The organism is Patescibacteria group bacterium (genome assembly GCA_041662965.1).
GTDB lineage: Bacteria > Patescibacteriota > Patescibacteriia > Patescibacteriales > GWC2-42-12 > JACPHD01.
In genome coordinates, this window is record JBAZRI010000013.1 from 1 (window position 1) to 19582 (window position 19582).

At 39.5% G+C, this 19582-nt stretch carries 18 protein-coding genes and 1 tRNA gene; all 19 read right to left on the reverse strand.

What is annotated here, in order from left to right:
* Nucleotides 1-86: 86 nt before the first annotated feature.
* On the reverse strand, nt 87-419 hold the full coding sequence (locus WC639_05125) for a hypothetical protein (protein MFA6307159.1): 333 nt from the start codon (nt 417-419) through the stop codon (nt 87-89).
* A gap of 100 nt (nt 420-519) precedes the next feature.
* Nucleotides 520-606: transfer RNA gene (locus WC639_05130), tRNA-Ser, on the reverse strand.
* Between the two features lie 22 nt (nt 607-628).
* On the reverse strand, nt 629-1204 hold the full coding sequence (locus WC639_05135; GenBank protein MFA6307160.1) for a nucleoside triphosphate pyrophosphatase: 576 nt from the start codon (nt 1202-1204) through the stop codon (nt 629-631).
* Between the two features lie 22 nt (nt 1205-1226).
* Nucleotides 1227-1922, reverse strand: a complete 696-nt coding sequence (locus tag WC639_05140; GenBank protein ID MFA6307161.1) for a thioredoxin domain-containing protein — start codon at nt 1920-1922, stop codon at nt 1227-1229.
* A gap of 12 nt (nt 1923-1934) precedes the next feature.
* A complete protein-coding gene (gene gatA / locus WC639_05145) occupies nt 1935-3404 on the reverse strand; it encodes an Asp-tRNA(Asn)/Glu-tRNA(Gln) amidotransferase subunit GatA (GenBank protein MFA6307162.1) in 1470 nt (489 codons plus the stop codon).
* A gap of 7 nt (nt 3405-3411) precedes the next feature.
* Complete coding sequence (gatC, locus tag WC639_05150) at nt 3412-3705, reverse strand: Asp-tRNA(Asn)/Glu-tRNA(Gln) amidotransferase subunit GatC (protein ID MFA6307163.1); 294 nt, start codon at nt 3703-3705, stop codon at nt 3412-3414.
* A gap of 264 nt (nt 3706-3969) precedes the next feature.
* The gene (gene ligA, locus WC639_05155; GenBank protein MFA6307164.1) at nt 3970-6087 is read right to left on the reverse strand and encodes an NAD-dependent DNA ligase LigA; all 2118 of its coding nucleotides are present in this window, start codon (nt 6085-6087) and stop codon (nt 3970-3972) included.
* Between the two features lie 151 nt (nt 6088-6238).
* Nucleotides 6239-6619: a hypothetical protein gene (locus WC639_05160; GenBank protein MFA6307165.1), complete on the reverse strand. Its 381-nt coding sequence runs from the start codon at nt 6617-6619 to the stop codon at nt 6239-6241.
* A 110-nt stretch (nt 6620-6729) separates the two neighbouring features.
* Nucleotides 6730-7290, reverse strand: a complete 561-nt coding sequence (locus WC639_05165) for a hypothetical protein (GenBank protein ID MFA6307166.1) — start codon at nt 7288-7290, stop codon at nt 6730-6732.
* 163 nt (nt 7291-7453) lie between these two features.
* Complete coding sequence (locus tag WC639_05170) at nt 7454-7981, reverse strand: type II secretion system protein (protein MFA6307167.1); 528 nt, start codon at nt 7979-7981, stop codon at nt 7454-7456.
* 4 nt (nt 7982-7985) lie between these two features.
* Nucleotides 7986-8528 carry a prepilin-type N-terminal cleavage/methylation domain-containing protein gene (locus WC639_05175; GenBank protein MFA6307168.1) on the reverse strand — a complete coding sequence of 181 codons (543 nt, stop codon included), beginning with the start codon at nt 8526-8528 and terminating at the stop codon, nt 7986-7988.
* A 76-nt stretch (nt 8529-8604) separates the two neighbouring features.
* Nucleotides 8605-10107 (reverse strand): hypothetical protein, encoded by a 1503-nt coding sequence (locus WC639_05180; GenBank protein ID MFA6307169.1) that lies wholly within the window; start codon nt 10105-10107, stop codon nt 8605-8607.
* A gap of 10 nt (nt 10108-10117) precedes the next feature.
* The gene (locus WC639_05185) at nt 10118-10960 is read right to left on the reverse strand and encodes a prepilin peptidase (GenBank protein MFA6307170.1); all 843 of its coding nucleotides are present in this window, start codon (nt 10958-10960) and stop codon (nt 10118-10120) included.
* A gap of 23 nt (nt 10961-10983) precedes the next feature.
* A complete protein-coding gene (locus WC639_05190) occupies nt 10984-13503 on the reverse strand; it encodes a sulfatase-like hydrolase/transferase (protein MFA6307171.1) in 2520 nt (839 codons plus the stop codon).
* A gap of 24 nt (nt 13504-13527) precedes the next feature.
* Nucleotides 13528-15834 (reverse strand): tetratricopeptide repeat protein, encoded by a 2307-nt coding sequence (locus WC639_05195; GenBank protein ID MFA6307172.1) that lies wholly within the window; start codon nt 15832-15834, stop codon nt 13528-13530.
* Between the two features lie 189 nt (nt 15835-16023).
* Nucleotides 16024-16449 carry a type II secretion system protein gene (locus WC639_05200; protein ID MFA6307173.1) on the reverse strand — a complete coding sequence of 142 codons (426 nt, stop codon included), beginning with the start codon at nt 16447-16449 and terminating at the stop codon, nt 16024-16026.
* A gap of 156 nt (nt 16450-16605) precedes the next feature.
* A complete protein-coding gene (locus WC639_05205) occupies nt 16606-17031 on the reverse strand; it encodes a prepilin-type N-terminal cleavage/methylation domain-containing protein (protein MFA6307174.1) in 426 nt (141 codons plus the stop codon).
* A 241-nt stretch (nt 17032-17272) separates the two neighbouring features.
* A complete protein-coding gene (locus tag WC639_05210; GenBank protein ID MFA6307175.1) occupies nt 17273-18478 on the reverse strand; it encodes a type II secretion system F family protein in 1206 nt (401 codons plus the stop codon).
* A gap of 34 nt (nt 18479-18512) precedes the next feature.
* Nucleotides 18513-19547 carry an ATPase, T2SS/T4P/T4SS family gene (locus WC639_05215; protein ID MFA6307176.1) on the reverse strand — a complete coding sequence of 345 codons (1035 nt, stop codon included), beginning with the start codon at nt 19545-19547 and terminating at the stop codon, nt 18513-18515.
* Nucleotides 19548-19582 lie beyond the last annotated feature (35 nt).

A 19582-nucleotide genomic window follows, 5' to 3' on the forward strand; every position in this document is an offset into this window, starting at 1 on the left:
GGTATATTATTACAACAACATCAGGATTAAAACCAGTTTGAAAATGCCGCCTTCACAGTATTACGCCCTTACCGCCAAAGGTTGATTTATATGGACAAAAGTGTCCGAATTTCGGGGTGCATGCCACAAAGAAGCAACACCACCCAGATAAATAAGAGGAAATTTATGATTTTAACTGGTGCTGAAATATAAACGAGGGTTATCAAAGATGAGGCAAGAAATAAAATAGCAGTAACTTTTTGCGTTTTCCATAAACGAACCACGGCCATAATCGTAAATGCCAGCGTCGCTATTGCCGATACCGCGATTAAAGCTGTGGGTGCAGTATAATTTCCGGTAAGGTCTTCTGCTGAAGATAGAACCGAAAGTATATAAGCTCCTATTCCCAAAATTGCTAATGTTTTACTTTTCATATTCATAAAAATTATTTTAATAATTCTTCCATAGGAACACCTAACGACTTGGCGATTTTTTGGATAGTTTGAACACTCGGCTTCCGATTCCGATTTTCAATTTATGCGGAAGGAGAGGGATTTGAACCCTCGAAGGCTTTTACACCTTACGCGCTTTCCAAGCGCGCGCACTCGACCACTATGCGATCCTTCCGAAATTCGTAATTGATAATTGATTACACCGCTCCCATTTTTTTTAATTCAACGTACACCTCATTGATCGGCAAACCGACTATGGAATAAAAATTACCCCTGATGCTTTCCATCAAAACCGCGCCCTTATCCATTAAGCCGTAAGCTCCGGCCATATTTAACGGTTCGCCGGTGGCTATATATTCATCAATTTCTTCATCGCTTAAATTTCTGAATTTAACTACCGCCTGGCTATAATTATTTACCACTATTTTATTTTTAGTGTCAATTATGGCATAGCCGGTTAAGCCTATATTTTCTTTGCCGGACAGCTCGCGTAAAATTCTTTTAGCCTCGACCGCGTCTTTCGGCTTGCCTAAAGTTCGGCCGTTAAAAATTACCATCGAGTCAGCGCCGATAATTATAGCGTCATCATAATCAGCGGCCACGGCCTCGGCCTTTTTTAAAGCTAAAAATTTAGCCAACTCAACCGGGTCGGCTAAAATTACGCTGTCCTCGTCAAAATTACTTTCAACTATTTCAAACTCTAAGCTGATTTGTTCTAAAATCTTTTTTCTTCTCGGCGATTTTGAAGCTAAAATTATTCTTCTTTTCTGCATAGAATTGCGTCGACCCCCTTTATCAAAGGGGTTTATTCAAAAATTCACTAATTATGTTCTTTAGGCCTTTTTCCGGCCGGCCGTCAGAAGCGATAAAATCTTCAAACGGATAAGCACCCGGATAAATATAATCGTTGACGAAAAAAGTCGGCGTGCCGGTAACGCCGGCGCCGGCGCCTTCGGCCGCTTGCTCTCCGATTTTATTTTCGTATTTGCCGCCGTCTAAGCATTGATTAAATTGCTCTTGGTTTAAGCCTAAATCAGCCGCGTCTATTTTAAATTGTTCTATGCTCATCCTGCCGGCAGTATTATCGGCAAATAATTTATCATGCATTTGCCAAAATTTACCCTGTTCGGCCGCGCATTCCGCCGCCTCGGCCGCTTTTTCAGCTTCCGGGTAACCGGGCAAAGGGTAATGCCTATAAGCTATTGCCACTTTATCTTTAAAATTTTCTTCCACTTTTTTTATAGTCTGGGAGAATTCGGCGCAAAACGGACATTCAAAATTGCTATAAATTATTATTTGCGCTGAAGCCTTCGCCTCGCCGAATATATGATCAGTCGCGTCAATCGGCCTTAATTTGCTAACCTGATACTCGCTGCCATTATTTTCCCGGGCGGGAGCTTGCGGCAATTCTTTATTATTAATTACATAAAATAAACCGGCAGCTAATACAGCCGCAATAATAATTAAGATTATTTTATTTTGTTTAGACATAAATCTTGATTATTATACTTTAGCTCTTTTAAGATGCCACTCGGTCGCTTGCTCATAATTATGCCCGATTTTAAACAGCATGGCTTCGGCAAAACGCTTGCCGATTAACTGCAGGCCGACGGGCAAGCCTTGATCAAAGCCGCAAGGAATAGTAATCGCCGGCAGACCGGCCAGCGACGCGCCGGTAACAAAAATATCTTCAAGATACATTTTTAAAGGGTCGCTGGACTGCTCGCCGATTTTAAAAGCTATATGCGGCGCGGTTGGAGTTAATAAGCAATCCACGGTTTCCAAAACTTTATCCATTTCTTGCTTTATTTTTGTCCTGACTTTCTGCGCCTGTAAATAGTAAGCGTCAAAATAACCGGCGCTTAAAGCGTAAGTGCCGAGCATTATGCGGCGCTTAGCTTCCGGCCCGAAGCCTTTGCCTCGGCTTTTAGTGTAAATATCCATTAAATCAGCCTTGGCTCTATCCGTATCCTGAATGCTTAAACCGTATTTTATGCCGTCAAATCTGGCTAAATTTGAGCTTACTTCGGACGGCGTAATAATATAATAAACCGGCACGCCATATTTTGTATGCGGCAGATTTACTTGTTTGAATTTAACGCCAAGTTTTTTTAATTCTTCAATCGCCTGATTTATAACATCAGCTACTCCTTTGTCCGTGCCGCCGACAAAATATTCTTTAGGCAAGCCGATGGTTAAGCCTTCCAAGCCTCCCCTCTCCTTACCAAGGAGAGGGCTAGGGTGAGGTTTATTTACCGTGGTCGCGTCATTTTTATCAACTCCGGCAATCGCCGATAACACGACTGCCGCGTCGGCAACGGTTTTAGTTAACGGTCCGGGCACATCGGTTGAGCTGGTCATGGCTATAAGCCCGAAACGGGAGCTCCGGCCATAAGTCGGCTTTAAGCCGGTGATGCCGCAGAAACTGGCCGGGCATCTGATTGAACCGCCCGTATCCGTGCCTAAGGCGAATAAACACATATCAGAGGCCACGGCCGCGGCCGAACCGCCGGAAGAACCGCCGGGCACGCGAGTTAAATCCCAAGGGTTATGAGTCGCGCCGTATGCGGAATTTTCCGTTGACGCGCCATGGGCGAATTCGTCCAAATTGGTTTTACCGAGCAGCACCGCGCCGGCCTGACGCAATTTTTTTATAATCGTCGCGTCATAAGGCGCGATATAATTTTTTAAAATTTTTGAAGCCGCCGTGGTGCGGACGCCGCTGGTTAAAATATTATCTTTAGCTAAATAAGGAATGCCTAATAAATCGCCTTTTTCACCGGACGCGCGCCGCTCATCGGCTTTCTTCGCCTCGTTCAAAGCCTCTTTTTCGCACACGGTTAAACAAGCCTTGATTTTCCCGTCCGTTTCTTTTATTTGCTTTAAACACGCCTTAGTTAAATCAACCGAGGTAATTTCTTTCTTCGCCAGCATTTCGCCGGCTTGTTTAATTGTAAGTGTATTTAATTTCATAATAAACTTATTCTATTATCCTTTTCACTTTAATAAATCTCTCTTCTCTTTCCGGCGCGTCTTTCAACGCTTGTTCAATTTCTTTTTCATCCCAATCGCGTACTGCGTCTTCGCGCAAAACATTTTCCAAGCCCGTAACTTGCGCGGTCGGCTCTATGCCTTTAACATCAACTTCTTTAAGCTGGTCAATATAATTTAAAACAGCCGACAGCTGTCCGCCGTATTTTTTTAATTCGGCCTCGGTTAATTCCAGCCGGGCCAGCTTGGCAATATGTTGTATTTCTTCTTTAGATAGTTGCATAAATAAATAATTTTACTAATACCATTTAAAAATCACTCGGGGGTTCGGGGGTTGGAGTTGGCGCCAAGGCTTACAGAGATAAGATAAATCAGCTAGATAGCCAATCGGAAACCCCCGAGACTTCCTGCCTGCCGGCAGGCAGGTTTGCTTACTTTTTAGTCATAAAAAGTAAGTCTTAGCGAAGCGCCACAAATGTATATTTTACAATAAACCGATATTTTTAAAAATATGGATTCCCGCCTACGCGGGAATGACAAAAAAGAGTTATTCTATTATCTTCAAAAACTCCTCTTCGTTAATAATTTTTACTCCCAACTTTTTCGCTTTGTCCAATTTACTCCCCGCCTCTTCTCCGGCTACGACATAATCAGTATTTTTACTGACTGACGAAGAAATATCTCCGCCCAATTCCCTTATCTTAGCCTTAGCCTGGTCTCTTGTCAATTCTGCCAAACCGCCGGTTAAAACAAATGTTTTTCCGTTTAATTTCGCGCTTTTAGCCGTTAATTTCAGGCTGATTACTTTTACGCCGTTAGCCTCTAGTTTAGCTAATAACTCTAAATTTTTTTTATCATGAAACCATTCATAAGCGCTTTTAGCCATAATTTCCCCGAAATCGTAAATGGAATTTATTTCATCTAGGCTGGCATGTTTAATTTTTTCCAAACTGCCAAAATGCTTGGCTAAGGCCAGAGCCGATTCTTCGCCCACATGGCGAATGCCAAGGCTATAAATAAATCTGGCTAAATCAACTTCCTTCTTAGCCGCGATAGCTTCAACTAAATTTTCAGCGCTCTTTTCCGCGAATCTTTCCAGCGGCTTTAAATCTTTGGCGGTTAATTTAAAAAAATCGCTTATATCTTTTACTAGCCCTTGCTTAACCAATTGTTCAATAATCTTCGGGCCTAAACCTTCAATATCCATGGCGCTTCTTGACGCCCAGTGGGTTAAATTTCGTAAATTTACCGCGTAGCAATTAATATTCACGCATCTTAAAGCCACTTCGCCGGCCGCTTTTTCCACTCCGCCCGAGCACCTGGGGCACTTTTTCGGCGCCTTAATTTCCAATTCCCTACCGACGCGCAGATTCGGCAAAACTTTAACCACCTTCGGAATAACGTCGCCGGCGCGCTCAATTATAACCGTATCGCCGATTTTTAAGCCCAGCCTTTTAATCTCATCTAAATTATGTAAAGTGGCGCGGCTGACCGTCACGCCGTAAACTTTAACCGGCCTTAAATAAGCCGTCGGTGTTAAAACGCCGGTGCGGCCGACCTGCCAAACTACATCTTCCACAACCGTGGTCGCTTGTTCGGCCGCGAATTTATAAGCCATCATATAACGCGGCCCTTTGCCGACTATTCCCAGCTTAGGCCATAAATTTAAATCGTTGACCACCGCTACCACGCCATCGCATTCAAACGGCACTTTATCTCTGTTTTTTTCCCAATAGCCATGAAATTTAATAGCTTGGTCTAAATTACGGCAATATTTATTTTGTTTTAACGCTTTAAAGCCTAAAAGTTTGGCCAGCTCGTGCTCCTGCTCATGATAAGCCAAGCCTAAATCGGTTGCCAAAGAATAAATATGGCAATCTAATTTTCGCTCGGCGGTTAATTTTGAATCCAGCTGCCTAATTGAGCCGGCGGCCGCGTTGCGCGGATTAGCTAGCTCGCTCCGGCCTTGCTTCTTATATTGCTTATTTAAATCTGCGAATACTTTAGCGGAGATAATGGCTTCGCCGCGCGCTTCCAGCCGGCCGCTGGCCAGCGTTTGATATAATTTTTTTATTGACTCATCCGTTAGGCCGATTTTTTTTAATTCAACTTCAGCCGGCCGCCTTAAAATTAGAGGAATGGCTTCAATGGTTTTTAAATTTTGCGTTACGTCTTCGCCGATTTCCCCGTCGCCCCGAGTCGCGCCTAAAACAAATTGGCCTTTTTCATAGACTAAGGCCACGGCCAAACCGTCCATTTTTAATTCAGCGTAATAACCTCCCCTAACCCCTCCTTCGTAAGGAGGGGAACTTTTGCTCCCTCCCCTTACCAAGGGGAGGGTTGGGGTGGGGTATAAAATCTTCTCTAATCTTTTTTCCCAATCCTTCATATCGTCCGGGTTAAAAGCGTCAAAAATAGACATCATGGGCGCCGAATGCTTAACTTTATTAAATTTTTCCAAAGGCGCTCCGCCCACTCTTTGCGTCGGCGAATCCGGCGTAATATATTCCGGAAACTCCCGCTCTAATTTTTCCAGCTCATTTTTCAGGCTATCTAAAGCCGCGTCGGAAATTAAAGACTTATCTAAAACATGATAAGCATAGCGATAGGTTTCAATTTCGCTTCTTAATTTAGCTATTCTTTTTTTAGCTTGTTCTTTATCCATATATCATCAAATAAAAATTTTATGGCCGTAGGGCTTTGCCCGCTATAAAATTTTTATTTGATACATTATATTTTTGTTTATCCCCGTTAGGGGGAAAATATTATTTATCCCCGGAGGGGGAAAACTTTTTTTGAAAAAGTTTTTAAAGGATTTATTGCGCCTGGAAAGAACTTTCTACCGATCTTTTTACCCCGCTATAGCTGCCGACTGATGAGAAAGTTACGTTAGGCGTTGAAGAAGCATAATTTACTGTATATGAACTGCCGTTGCCGATACTACCATTAAATACATTTGGCACATAACTACTCAAAGGATAGCTGTAACCGTTATATCTGGCTTCCCATAACGCCCGCTCCATGCCGGCTTCGGACGCATAAAAAGCCAAATTTGAATAACCGGCTAAGCGATTCATTCTTATGCCGGATAAGACTAAATCAGCCGCTACTAAAGTAACGACTAAAATGCCGGATAAAATAAACAAGGTCAAAAGTAAAATTACGCCTCTGTTATTTTTTATTATTTTTATTCGCATATACACTCGTTGTCATTCCCGCGAAAGCGGGAATCCAGAAATTTCGCCTCTTATCTAATGTTTTAATAATTCTGAATTTGAGTCACGCCCGAAGATAATAAAATATTAATCTATTCATAATATCTTGCCGAAACCGTCATTTGAATTTTCATTTTTTGCTCATGTATCGCCTGCCCGATAGCCTTAACGTCCATCTTCATAGTAACGTACGGCTGCTTGCCGCTAGCGCCGATTAAATTATCAACTACAAAAAATTTTAAATTGCTAACTTCAATTTTCGTCGGAGTAATAAAGCCGGATTGAGCGCCGGCGTTAACGTCTATTTTAAGACGGCTATTTTCCAGATAATATCTAACGCAAACATCGTCTTTATTTTTAAAATACAACTCACTGCCGCCGCCGGCCATATTAAAAACTTTATTAATGGCCGCGCCGTAGCAATCGGCATTGCTGACTTGCGCCATTCTGATTTCTTTGCTCATTTTTTCCATGGCATATCTTATATTCTCCTGGACGTTCTGCGCGCTGATGGAACTCCTTTGCCCTTCAATCACCATTTTAAATATTTGGGTTGAAGCCAAAATTAAAAAAGAAAAAAGAGCTATAGAAACTACTAATTCCAATAAACTTAAACCGCTTTCAGCTTTAAATTTTTTTATAAATAAATTCATATTCACAATCTATCATCAAATAAAAATTTTTGTAGCCCCGCGGGCTTTGCCCGCTATAAAATTTTAATTTGATACGTTATATTTTTTGTTTATCCCGCTTGTCGGGGAAAATATTATTTATCCCCGGAGGGGGGAAAACTTTTTCTAAAAAAGTTTTTAAAGGTTACTTCCAATTATATAAATAAGTTTCAGCCGTATAGTCATGGTTTACACCGCCGTCTTTCCAGCGAATAGTGCATTTAACATCAAGATAGTCATGTGTGGCATCAATCGGCACCACCGCCACGGTAATTAAACGATAAAAATTGGTTGACGAGGCGGTTACGGTATGAGTATAAAAACCATTACTATTAACATACAACCTAGCGCTGGCATCATTAAGGGAATTTACGGTCGTATTAATCACAGGCCCATTATAATCAATCGTATAAGTGTAATCAGCGCCAGCGCCTACTATATCTTTATCCCAATCATTGCCAGGCGTCAGCCAATTTAAGTCCCTAATATTTCTTACCAGTTCCAAACCTTCCTGCGCTAAGCCCGCGGCCATCAAAACATTTTTATTAATATATTGGGCTTGTACGTTTTGGACAACTAAAGACAAAACTCCAACCATGCCCATGGTAATTATCATAATTGCCACAATAACTTCCAAGATGCTGATGCCTGAATTGTTTTTTATAATTTTCATTTTTTTAATCCGTGTCAATCAAGCCAAAAAAATTAACTAAAACTATGGCCGTTGAATTATTAATATTTTCTTTAATAGTAATTTGCGCGTTGGTATTAATATTGCCGTTAACATACGTAATCGGATCCGGCGGATAAAAAACAATATCCAGCGCGTTGCCCTGAACCGGGCTAAAGGAATTTATGGTAACGCCGGCCGGCAAAGTTTTAATCTCTATAGCTTTGTCTTTATCGGAATCATTATTATATCTAAAATCTCCATCTTTATCCGCAAAAATTATATAATGATTCGGATCAACTAAACTAAAATGCACGCCCCAGCCGCCGTCAGGAGTTTCATCGGTTTCATATTCCTTTGAACCCAAACTGTAATTTTGCGCCAGCCTGATATCTGAAACCAGTTTTTGTTTTATAATGCCAAGCTCCGAGCGTTTATTTGTGCCGTGATAATTAGCCATAAACAGGCTGCTCATCATGACAATTATAAAAATACTGACTAGGAGTTCAATTAAAGTAAACCCGGCTGAATTTTTAATTTGTTTATCCATTATTTTAAATTAATAAAGACGTCCGACGTCTCTAAGGCGTCGGACGTCTCTGGAGCGCAATATAATTCACTATTTTTTACTCGGGCTTAACTTCTTTCCATTTTGGCAATTGGGCGTTAATGCTAACTAAGATTTGATAGGAAGCGCTATAACCATCTGTATCCGTCACGGTTAGCGTCACGGTTGAGCTGCCGTTTGAATTAAAGATTATGGTCGGAGTTGAAGTGGCCGTATCATTATCTTTAAAAGTCGCGCCGTTCGTAGCGCTCCAGCTCCAATCGCATAAAGCATCAGTGCAATTAACCGGCGCGTCCGGATCAGAAGTTAAATATATCCGGCTATCATCCGTGAATTTAACCTCTTCTCCCAGGCTCGGATTAACCGGAAAATAAGTGGCGTTAACTTGAGGAAATTTATGCTTATAGGTGGTAAATGTTAAATTAGGATTTATTGGATTCTTAACCTCATTGTAGGCTTGATTATCGGTTAAAATATGGCCTGAAATATTTGTATCAAACGAAGTAGTCGCAGAATACACATCATTATTATCCCAAACCTGAACCGACCATTTATAACTTGTGTCATATGCCAGCTTGCTTTCATCAATGTTATAAGTGCAAACGCAATCGCCAGCATTAGGACAACCGGTTGAACCGTTTATCATACAATCAATACCAATTTTACAATCAGCCGAGGGTACTCCAACGTTAGTACATTCGCCCGTATTTAATACCTCAAAATTATCACTAGCTCTATTAACTATTATCTTGTAGGCTGAACCAGAAGAACCGCTATCCGTATCAATAAAATCAAATTGCAATTTAGCGCCTAAAGCATTAACGCTTGGCGGAGTATGATTCGCCCAATTAGGCGCAGTTAAATTTTTAACCTCTGGCGGATTATTTAAACTACTAGTATCAAGCGTCACTTTATAATTTGATAAAGTAGCGCAAGTATCAATATTATTAGGAGGCAAGGTGCCGTCATTTCTATGATCGCAATTAAAGCTAACCCAGCCAATGCCGGATTTATCGTCATTAGCGTTCCAGGCCCAGCCGGAAAAATCACCGGTAGTTGAATTTATAGACACGCCACTAGCCCAACTACTGTCGCTTAATTTAACCCAACCATTATTGCCCATGCTTAAAATTTTAGCCCAGCCGGTAACAATCCCGGTGGCACTATCGTAATGCGCCCAAATTTTTGGATCTCCTGGCGCATCGCTTGCCTGGATTAAACCATAAACCGGTAAATTGTCGTCTGGACCGAAATAAACCCAACCAACGTTTGAGCTCCAGGCATAACCGCTAAAATCACCTGTGTCCGAATCTATATTCACGCCATAATCATAGCCGCCATTATCACTGCAAGTATTATTATTAGAGCAACTAAAGCTTATCCAGCCAATATTAGAATTCCAAGCCCAGCCGCTTACATTATCGCTGGAGCCGGCGCTGCTGATTTTAACATTTTCCCTGAAACCAAGCTCATAATAAACAACGGCTAAGCTTAAGCCAAAAGCCACAACAAACATAAAAATTGTGATAACCCAGGTTTTCGCCTTAAAATAATCTCGCATAAAATTATGTTTAAAATATATTCAAATACCAATTTAAAATCTGCTCTTGGTAAAATAAAGTGATAATCGCGCCAGCGGCCAGAAATACTCCTAAAGGCACTTCCGAGCCCCATTGTTTTTTACCGGTTAAAATCATGCCTAGGCCGACGATTGAGCCGATAAAATAAGAAATAATTATGGCAACTAATGCGCCCGGCCAGCCTAGAGACAAGCCGATTAACAGGCCCAGCCTAATATCGCCGCCGCCAATCCATTTTCCTTGGGAAATTACAAACTGAATCAGGAAAAAACTACCTCCTATTATACCAGAAATTAATAAATTCCACAAACTAAAACCTAAAATTAAATTAAAAATCAATACAACTAAACAAGCCGGCAGAGTTACGATATCCAAAATCAAGTACCAGCGCAAATCATAGATAAAAACCACAATCATCACGCTAACTAAGAAAAAATCTCGCAAAATTTTCATTGAAAATTGGTCATTGAAAATTGTTTGAAAATTGAAAATTGCTTGTCCTGGCTCGACCAGGGAAAATTGAAAATTAATAGCAAATGATACTACAAACAACAAGCCGGTCACGAACTCCACGGCCGGATACTGCCACGAAATCCTCTTCCCGCAGCTTCGGCATTTTCCGCCGAGCATTATAAAGCTTAAAACCGGGATATTGTCGTACCAGGCAATTTGCTTACTGCATTTCGGACAATAAGAGCGCTTCCATTCATCGCCCCCTTTAGCAAAGGGGGTTAGAGGGATTTTCTTATGCAGACGCCAAATTAGGCAGTTCAGAAAAGAGCCGATGATTAGGCCGAAGATAAAGATGAAAATTAGTATTATTGATAAAAACATAAATATAAAAAATTAAAAAATAATTATTTATCATTAATCGGCAGGAGACTATCCGTGTAGATTTCGGTTATGCCGTATAAATTAATAAATTTATATTTATCATCCGCGGAATTTATCGTATGGGCATAAGACGGTATATTAAGCCTTTTTAATTGGCGTGGCAAGGAAGTGGCGGCACGGCCCTTATCCATCGTTATCACTAAAGGCCCTTCAAATTTTTTCACCCACTTAAGAACATCGTCATTAGAACCGCCGAATCGATAAAGCGTCCAGATAATTTTTTTATATCCCATTTTTTTTACGCTTTCATATTCCTCCGGCTGGTAAATTTGCGGGATAACCCTTGCGGAAAAATCAGGATACTCCTTAGCTATAATAGCTAAACCCTCAAGATTTTTTTCTTTTATATCTGTTATTAAATAAGCGGCCGGATGTCGGTTAAGCCAATCTATCAAGCTTTCAAGAGTGCAAACATTTAAATTCGCTTTTTCTGCCAAGTCTTTAAATTCATTATAAGTCGGCCGCTTCAACAGCTCGTCGTTAAGCAGTTTTTTCGTATTATCGCCCCAATCATGAACGCAGGCCAATTTGCCGTCAGAAGTAAAAGAAAAGTCTATTTCAAAATAAGTAAAGCCGTTTTTTAAATTTTTATCCAGCGCCTCCAGGCTATTGGTATAAGTTTGTCCGTTAATCGCGCCGCCGGCATGAGCAACCCGGCGCATTTCTAGCGGCTCGCTATCTAACGGCGTTATACAAGCGAGTTTTTTTATTTCATCAGCGGTTAGGATGTAGCCGTCTTCTAATCTAATTTTTTGGCGACAGGCTTCGCCCTTGCCGATAGTGAGATAATAGTCTGATTGATTTTGCTTATCGACTAAAAAGTAAGGAGTTTTTTCATCAAGCGCCAATACGGCATCATACAAAGTTTTTTTATTATTTGAGTTTCCAAATTTAATGTTTACATCCAATTTCTCATTTAACTCGACTAGGGCGGGCATAGCATAATTTTTACCGTCAATGCTGATATTTTTTCTCTTCATATCAAACTTAACAAATTCTTTAATTGGCGCCAGATTCCAAAATTTTATTATATCATTCGGCCAATACGCCAAGTAATTATGTATTTGGCTTATTTCAGCCGCGTTCTCCTTAATATTTATAAGGTCGCGCCCTAAACCGATTTTCGCCTGATAACCGATAAAAGGCAATATGGTTACACTCTCGTCCAATGCCGAACCTTGCTGATCAATTCGCCGCTCTTTGGTGCTACCCGACTCTATAATCATAAAAAGATTATTTCTATCTAATTTATCCAATTGGCCCGTCGCGGTATTTTTATGGGCTAAATGATCGGATAAAATAGCAATCACCGTATTTGAACCATTCTCTGATTTCTGAATTTTATCAACGAAACTGCTGATTAAATAATCCGAGCAAGCGACCGCATTCAATATCGGATTCGAGCCGTCTTGATACTTTAAATTACCGCAGCTTTTTGAAATATGGCCGCGCGGATGATGAGTATCTAAGGTTAATATGACCATAGCCGTTTTGTCAAAACTTTTTGCCATCTTATCATATCGGTCATAAGCTAAATCAAACAGCGTATCGTCGTAAGGCCCCCAAACGCTTTTATACGACTGATCTTTTAATAAAGGCAATAATTCTTCGCGTCCGTAAATCTCGTCATAATTATGCGATGTAAAAAATCGGCCTTTGCCGGCAAAATCAAGCGAAGCGCCGCCAAAGTAGGCTAACCGATAACCTTGATTTTTTAACAAATCGCTTAAACAAACCGCGGCGGGTAAAAACTCCTTCATCACGTTTAAGCCGTTGCCGTCAAGCGTTGGCGTAAAAAGAGGCAAACCGCACTGGCTGGCCACTAATCCGCCAATAGTCCAGTTAGCGCCGGCAACATTTTTAATATTCGTAAAATAAGTGCTTTTATCTTGCAGTTGGCGCAAACCCTTAATTAGCCCGGGGAAGGCAATTTCATTGAAATATGTCTGTTCCAGGCCTTCGGCATAAATAATAATTAAATTTTTAGCTTTGGCGCTTGGCTTAATTTCCGGTATTTCATAATAAGCGTCAAACGGAACAACTGCCTTATTGGCGGACGCATTAAGCGCTTTTAGGCGGTATAAATCAAAATTGGCCGGATTTAAAAAAAACGATAAAAATATAAAAAAATAAGCTAAAACTATATGTATTTTATTATTCGTTTTAAGATTATTTTTTTTAACCAGCCAATAAAAAATTACTAGCCCAAAAATAATAAATAATATATATACGGTTATCTCGCGCCAAAAATCCTGCCAGCCGACTCCATCTAAGCCATATTTTAAATGATATATTACTGCGCTATCAATTCCGTCGCCTGATAAATAATCCAAAAAGGCATAAGTATTAATATATAAATAAGACCATAAAGCAATCGTTGAAAAAATTAGGCGATTGATTAAAGCCTGGCCTGATTTTTTATAAAAATAGAAACTAACTACTAAAAAAATCGATGCGGCATATTGCAATAAAAGCCTGGGCATATTATTTATAATAAATTTCTTCCATTAATTATTTAACTCCCCATAGTACTTCTTTAATTCCTCATTCTTCGGCGCCAACTTTATAGCTTGATCAAGATATTTTTTCGCCGCAATCAAATCTTTTTTGTCGCGGTATAAAAGCGATAGCGCCAGCGGCCAATTATAATCGCTCGGAGCCAGCATCATGCCGCGCCGATTAAATCTAATAGCCTCATCTAATTTATCCTGGACATAATAGACATCGGCTATATTTTTATATAAAGTTACCCTATAAGGATCTAGGCTTAAGCCTTTTTTATAATATTCAAGCGCTAAATCATAATTTTTTATTTTAAAATACGCCTGGCCGGCCCCCTCGTATAGCCTAACCGCGATAACGATAATTTGCTGGCGGTGCTGATTATTTAAATACGGATGATCGGTTGGCGGTAAAATTTTAAGCGCTTTATTAAAAACTTCTATCGCGCCCTTATAATCCCCTTGTATTATCTTTTGCTTGCTTAAATCTTCGTACACTCCGGTAAAATATGGAAAATTTACCATTAAATCATTGAATATTTTCTCCGCTTCCGCGTAATAAGATTTATCCAAATAAAAGCCGAACGAAGTATAAACGCGGGCTATATTATGTAAAATGCCATAAGATTTTTTATCGCGAATTGATTTTATATATTCTAAAATATTATCGCTTAGTCGCTTTCGGATAGAAATATCTTTAATCTCGGAAAAACAATTTAACACTAAAAAAAGATAATTTTCTTGATAATAAATATTATTCGGGCTTAATTTTACAACTTTTTCCATATTATTTATGACGCCCTGGCAATCGGAAGCTTTAACTGAGTTTAAAGCTTTTATGTAATAAATTTCCGCCCTAACCTGATTTAAATTGTTAGCATAGATAAATACGGCTGAAACTAAAAAAAGCGCTATCCAAATTAATATTTTTGAAAACGCAGTCAAGCTTATATTTATAACTTTAGCTTCTTTGTTAAAATTTATAATAAACCAAGACAAGGCCAAAATTAAATATAAATAAACTGAAACGGTAAAAAGAGAAAAGCTAAAAAAATTATTAATAAAATAAGCGACCAAGGAGGAAAATAAAAAAACAAGCAGCCAATCCTCAAGCTCAAATTTTTGTTTAGCTAATAAAAAAATAGCCGCTCTATAAATAAAATAAATAAAAAATAATAAATTAGCTATAAGCCCTAAAGCGCCAAAAGACAAAATTTGGTCAAACAGCCAATTATGCACTCTGTCCGGAGAACTATTGATGGCCTCATATATACCCCAGTCTATTTGGTAATATTTCATAAAAACTTCATTCAAAACTTCAGGGCCGTAACCAATAAACAATCTTAAATAATCAGCCTGCCTTATTTCTTTAATAGCCGAATCTAAATAATAAAGCCTCATTTTATTAGATCCGCCTTTAAAATCAATAATACTTGCGAGCCGATTAACCAAACCGATTGATTTTAAGCCGGCTGACTCGGTCGGACGAATAAAATTTAAGCTTATAACTGATATTACACCGATTAAAGTTAGGGCGATAAAACCTAGCGCGATTTTATTAAACCGCTTATAAAACAGCCAAACTATAATTAAAAAAAACAAGCAACTTAAAAACCCAAGCCAAGCCGCCCGAGAATAAGTAAGAATCAAACAAACTAATTGCATGAATAGAGCTAGGCCGAGAAAAAATTTAACCAATATTCTTTTAGCTATAAAAATTAAGGCATAAAGGCTGAAAGGCATAACTATTATCAGCCAATGCCCGAAAAAATTAGGCTGGCCCAAGGTGGAAAAAATACGCGCCGCGTTTATATTTCTAGACCAGGTAAGCGGGTCAAGATTTAAATATTGAAGCAATCCGTAAACCGCGGTTAAAGACGCCGCGGCAATCACGCTTATAACTACGCGCCTAAGCTGTTTAAAATCTTTAAGGTTTAATATAAGCAATATAAAAAATAACAAATAATTAAAGAGGTTATAAAAACCTTGTTGTCTGGAAAAACTGCCCCAAAAACTTTCGGTCGGGTGGAGAGAGGCTAAGGAGCTTAAAAAAAATGAAATTAATAAAAAGCTGGCCAACAAAAAAATTTTAGCGCCGCCGCGATAATTAAATTTGCCGTTAATAAAAACTTTAGCCATAAAACTAAGCAGCATAAAAACCAAAATTACTCTGAAAATAACTATTCTGTAAAGATCAATGACATTATAGCTTGCCATGGTGAAATCAACGGTTATGGGAATAAAAAAAACTATAGCTAAGATGCCGTATTCAATAAATAAATCACAAATTTTTACAATTTTTTCTTTTAGCATAAATAAAGCTTAATCATGCTTATATTATAACTCAAATAAACCGCCAAGAACAGTTTATCTAAAAAGAGCCGGACTATAATCCGGCTCTTTTTAGATAAACCCTTAATAGGACCCTTTTAAAAATTTTTATTTACCCGGTTAAATAATTTCGCCTAAGCGAAATTCCCGCTAGGCGGGATTTAACGGGGCTTATTGGATAATGCCTGGTGTAGCAGTATGAACGCCTGCCGATACGCTTCCGGTCGTACCGCCTAAGCAATATACTAATTCATAGGAGGTGTTAGCGTCTAACGCGGTATATGCATAACTGTTGCCGTCCGTGCAATCGCCGTCAGCTTCAGGCGACGGATTGGTTGGAACAGTAGCCATATAAGTAACGCTGCCATCAGCAATAGTACCTCCGCTGGTAACCGCCCCTGTAGCCGGATATTCGTTAGCATCATTATAATACAACTCTAAAGCCGTTTGAATCTGCTTGATATCAGATACGCGCTTAGCATCCCTTGATTTCATTCTGGCGTTATTTAAAGCCACCACGGCCAAAGTTGATAACAAGCCGATAATGGCGATAACCACCAATAACTCAATTAAAGTAAAACCTTGTTGTTTTTTCATAATTCACCTCCTATCAGATTTACATAAACCATTTATGCATAATTTAATGTTTATATCTATTATCTATATTATACACTAAGTTATCTAAAAAGAGCCAGAATATAATCCGGCTCTTTTTAGATAAACCCTTAATAGGACCCTTTTAAAGATTTTTATTTATTGAATGCCATTGGGCGTGGCAGTATGCTCGCCTGCCGTTACGCCTCCGGTCGTACCGCCTAAGCAATATGTCAAAGTATAAGAGGTTTGGCCGGTCAAAGCGTTATAAACATAACTGTTGCCGTCATTGCACTCGCCGTCAGCTTCCGGCGATGGATTGGTTGGAACAGTCGCCATATAAGTAACGGTGCCGATAGCGATGTCGCCGCCACTGGTAACATCCGCTGTAGCCGGATAAGCATTGGCATCGTTATAATACAACTCTAATGCCGTTTGAATCTGCTTGATATCAGATATGCGCTTAGCATCCCTTGATTTCATTCTGGCGTTATTTAAAGCCACCACGGCCAAAGTTGATAACAAGCCGATAATGGCGATAACCACCAATAACTCAATTAAAGTAAAACCTTGTTGTTTTTTCATAATTCACCTCCCCTCTCTGCTACACGAATTATTTACCCTGTTAAATAATTTCGGTTTCACCGAAATTACCGCCTAGCGGTATTTAACAGGGTGAACCCAAAATTAAAACAAGCATGGGAATCTAATCGTGAAATTAATTTATTATATTTTTCCTCCGCGCCTGCTCTGGCGCGGGTTTGTACTTATCCACAATTATACCACAAAAATTAACTATTGGCACTATCTACTCGCCGAACGCTAGCTAAAAACTGCTGGCTAAATTATACATGGGTAAAATTACGGCCGCCACCATTAAGCCCACGGCCACACCCATAACAACCATAATCAGCGGCTCCATCAAAGTCATTAAATTATCCACCATATTGGAAATTTCTCGGCTATAAAAATTAGTTATTTTTTCTAAAATAATATCCATTTTCCCGGTTTTTTCTCCAATATTTAACATCTGCGAAACCATTTTAGGTATAGTATTGCTTTTTATAAAAACGCTGGAAATTGAATTGCCATCTTCAACTTCTTTAATAGTTTCCTCTATTAATTCCTTGTAAATTTCATTGCCAACCACTTCGGCCGTCACTTTTAAGCTGTTGTCTATGGTTACGCCGCCGACGATTAAAGTATTCATAGAGCGGGTAAAACGGACTAAATAAATCAATTGAAATAAACGGCCGAAAATCGGCAGCTTTAGTTTTATATAATCAAACTGCTTCTTGCCTTGAGACCTTTTTATATAAAATCTAAAAGCCGCGATTAAAGCCACTACCATAACGATAAGCAGCCACCAATATTTTTGCATAAAACCGGAAGTGCCAATCAATACTCTAGTGGCAAACGGCAGTTCGGAACCGCTTTCAGTTAAAATGCCGGTAAGCTTGGGCACGACAAAAATCATCATAACGATGCCGACAACGACTAAAGCGGATAAAACAAAGGCCGGATAAATCATGGCGCCCTTGATTTTGTTCGTCATGTCATAGTCTTTTTCCATCTCGTCGGCCAAATAGCTTAACACCTCGTCCAGCTTGCCCGAGGTTTCGCCCGACCTGACAACGCTAACATAAAAATTGCTGAAAATGCTAGGCCGTTTGCCTAAAGACTCGGATAAAGTCGAGCCGGCGTCAACTTCGTCGGCCACTTCCGAGACCGCCATTTTTAAAATTACATTCATCGTTTGATCAACCATAATCTTAAGCGCCTGCACCATGGAAACGTTAGCTGAAATCAAAACTGAAAACTGCCGGGAAAAAATAACTATGTCCTTTATTTTTACCTTGTTTAAAAAATCTAAATTAATCTTAGTTTTTCCGGACGACACCTCCGAGATTAAAACAACGGAAAACCCTTTTTCCGCCAATATCTCTCCGACCGCATCTTTACTAATAGCCTCAATCATACCCTCCTGCACTTCTTTGTCTTTATTAAAAGCTTTATATTTATAAATTGGCATATACAATAATTGAAAATTGGTAATTGAAAATTAATTATATATCTTCTGCCCTAACTTCGCCTAATTGGACTAAATCGCTGAGCGACTTATGCATGCTAATCATGCCTTCTCTTTTCGACGTCTGAATTACGCTCTCTAATTGATATATTTTACCTTCCCTAATTAATGATTTAGCGGCCGAATTATTTAACAGTATTTCATTGGCTAAAATCAAGCCGCCGCCCCGGCGCTTGACTAATTTCTGTACTAAAACACCGACTAAAATATCCGCTAAATTATAGCGCGCGGCTTCCGCCGGCAAACTTACGGACATGCCGGCTAAAACTTTTTCCAAAACCCTGTCTGAGCTATCGGCATTGATTTCTAAAATAACCAAGCAATTTCCCGAAGCCAGCTCAAAAATTTTCGGCATAGCCGAATTAAGAGCTTGGCTATCTTTTATTTCATTAATATAGACCGCGTCCACGTCTTCGCTTAAGCAATAATCCAAAGCATCAGCTACCGTATTGACGTCGGTTCCTACCTGCCTCTGCATGACTAAGCTGTTTTTGCTGATGAACAAATATTCAATCGGATCTTCAATGGTAATAATATTCAAAGCCCTGGTTTTATTAAGCTCTTCGACGAAAGAAGCCGCGGTGGTGGTTTTACCTGAATTATAAGCTCCGGCGATGATTAAAAGCCCGGAAGCGGCCTGCAAAAAATTGCGACAAGCCTCGGCCAGCCCTAAATCGTTAAAATTTTTTATTACGCCGGGAATATAATGGAAGGATAAGGCTAGAAGGCCTTTTTGATAAAAAACGTTTATGCGAAAACGAAAATTAGAAATATTTTTCACTAAAATCACGCCCTTATCCTCTTTTAGGCCGGCGATCTCCTCAGGGCTTAAAAAAGTTTCTGTTATCTTACTTATAATTTCGCTGGTAATCATCTCTTGGCCGGTTAAAGGTATGAATTGGCCGGTTATTCTTACCATGGGCGGGCTGCCTACGGCCAAATGCAAATCAGAGCCATTTTTTTGGACCATTTCCGATAATATTCTGTTTAAAAAAATTGACGGCACTTCCATAGAATTACAGTTTTTATAATCAAGTTAAAATTTAA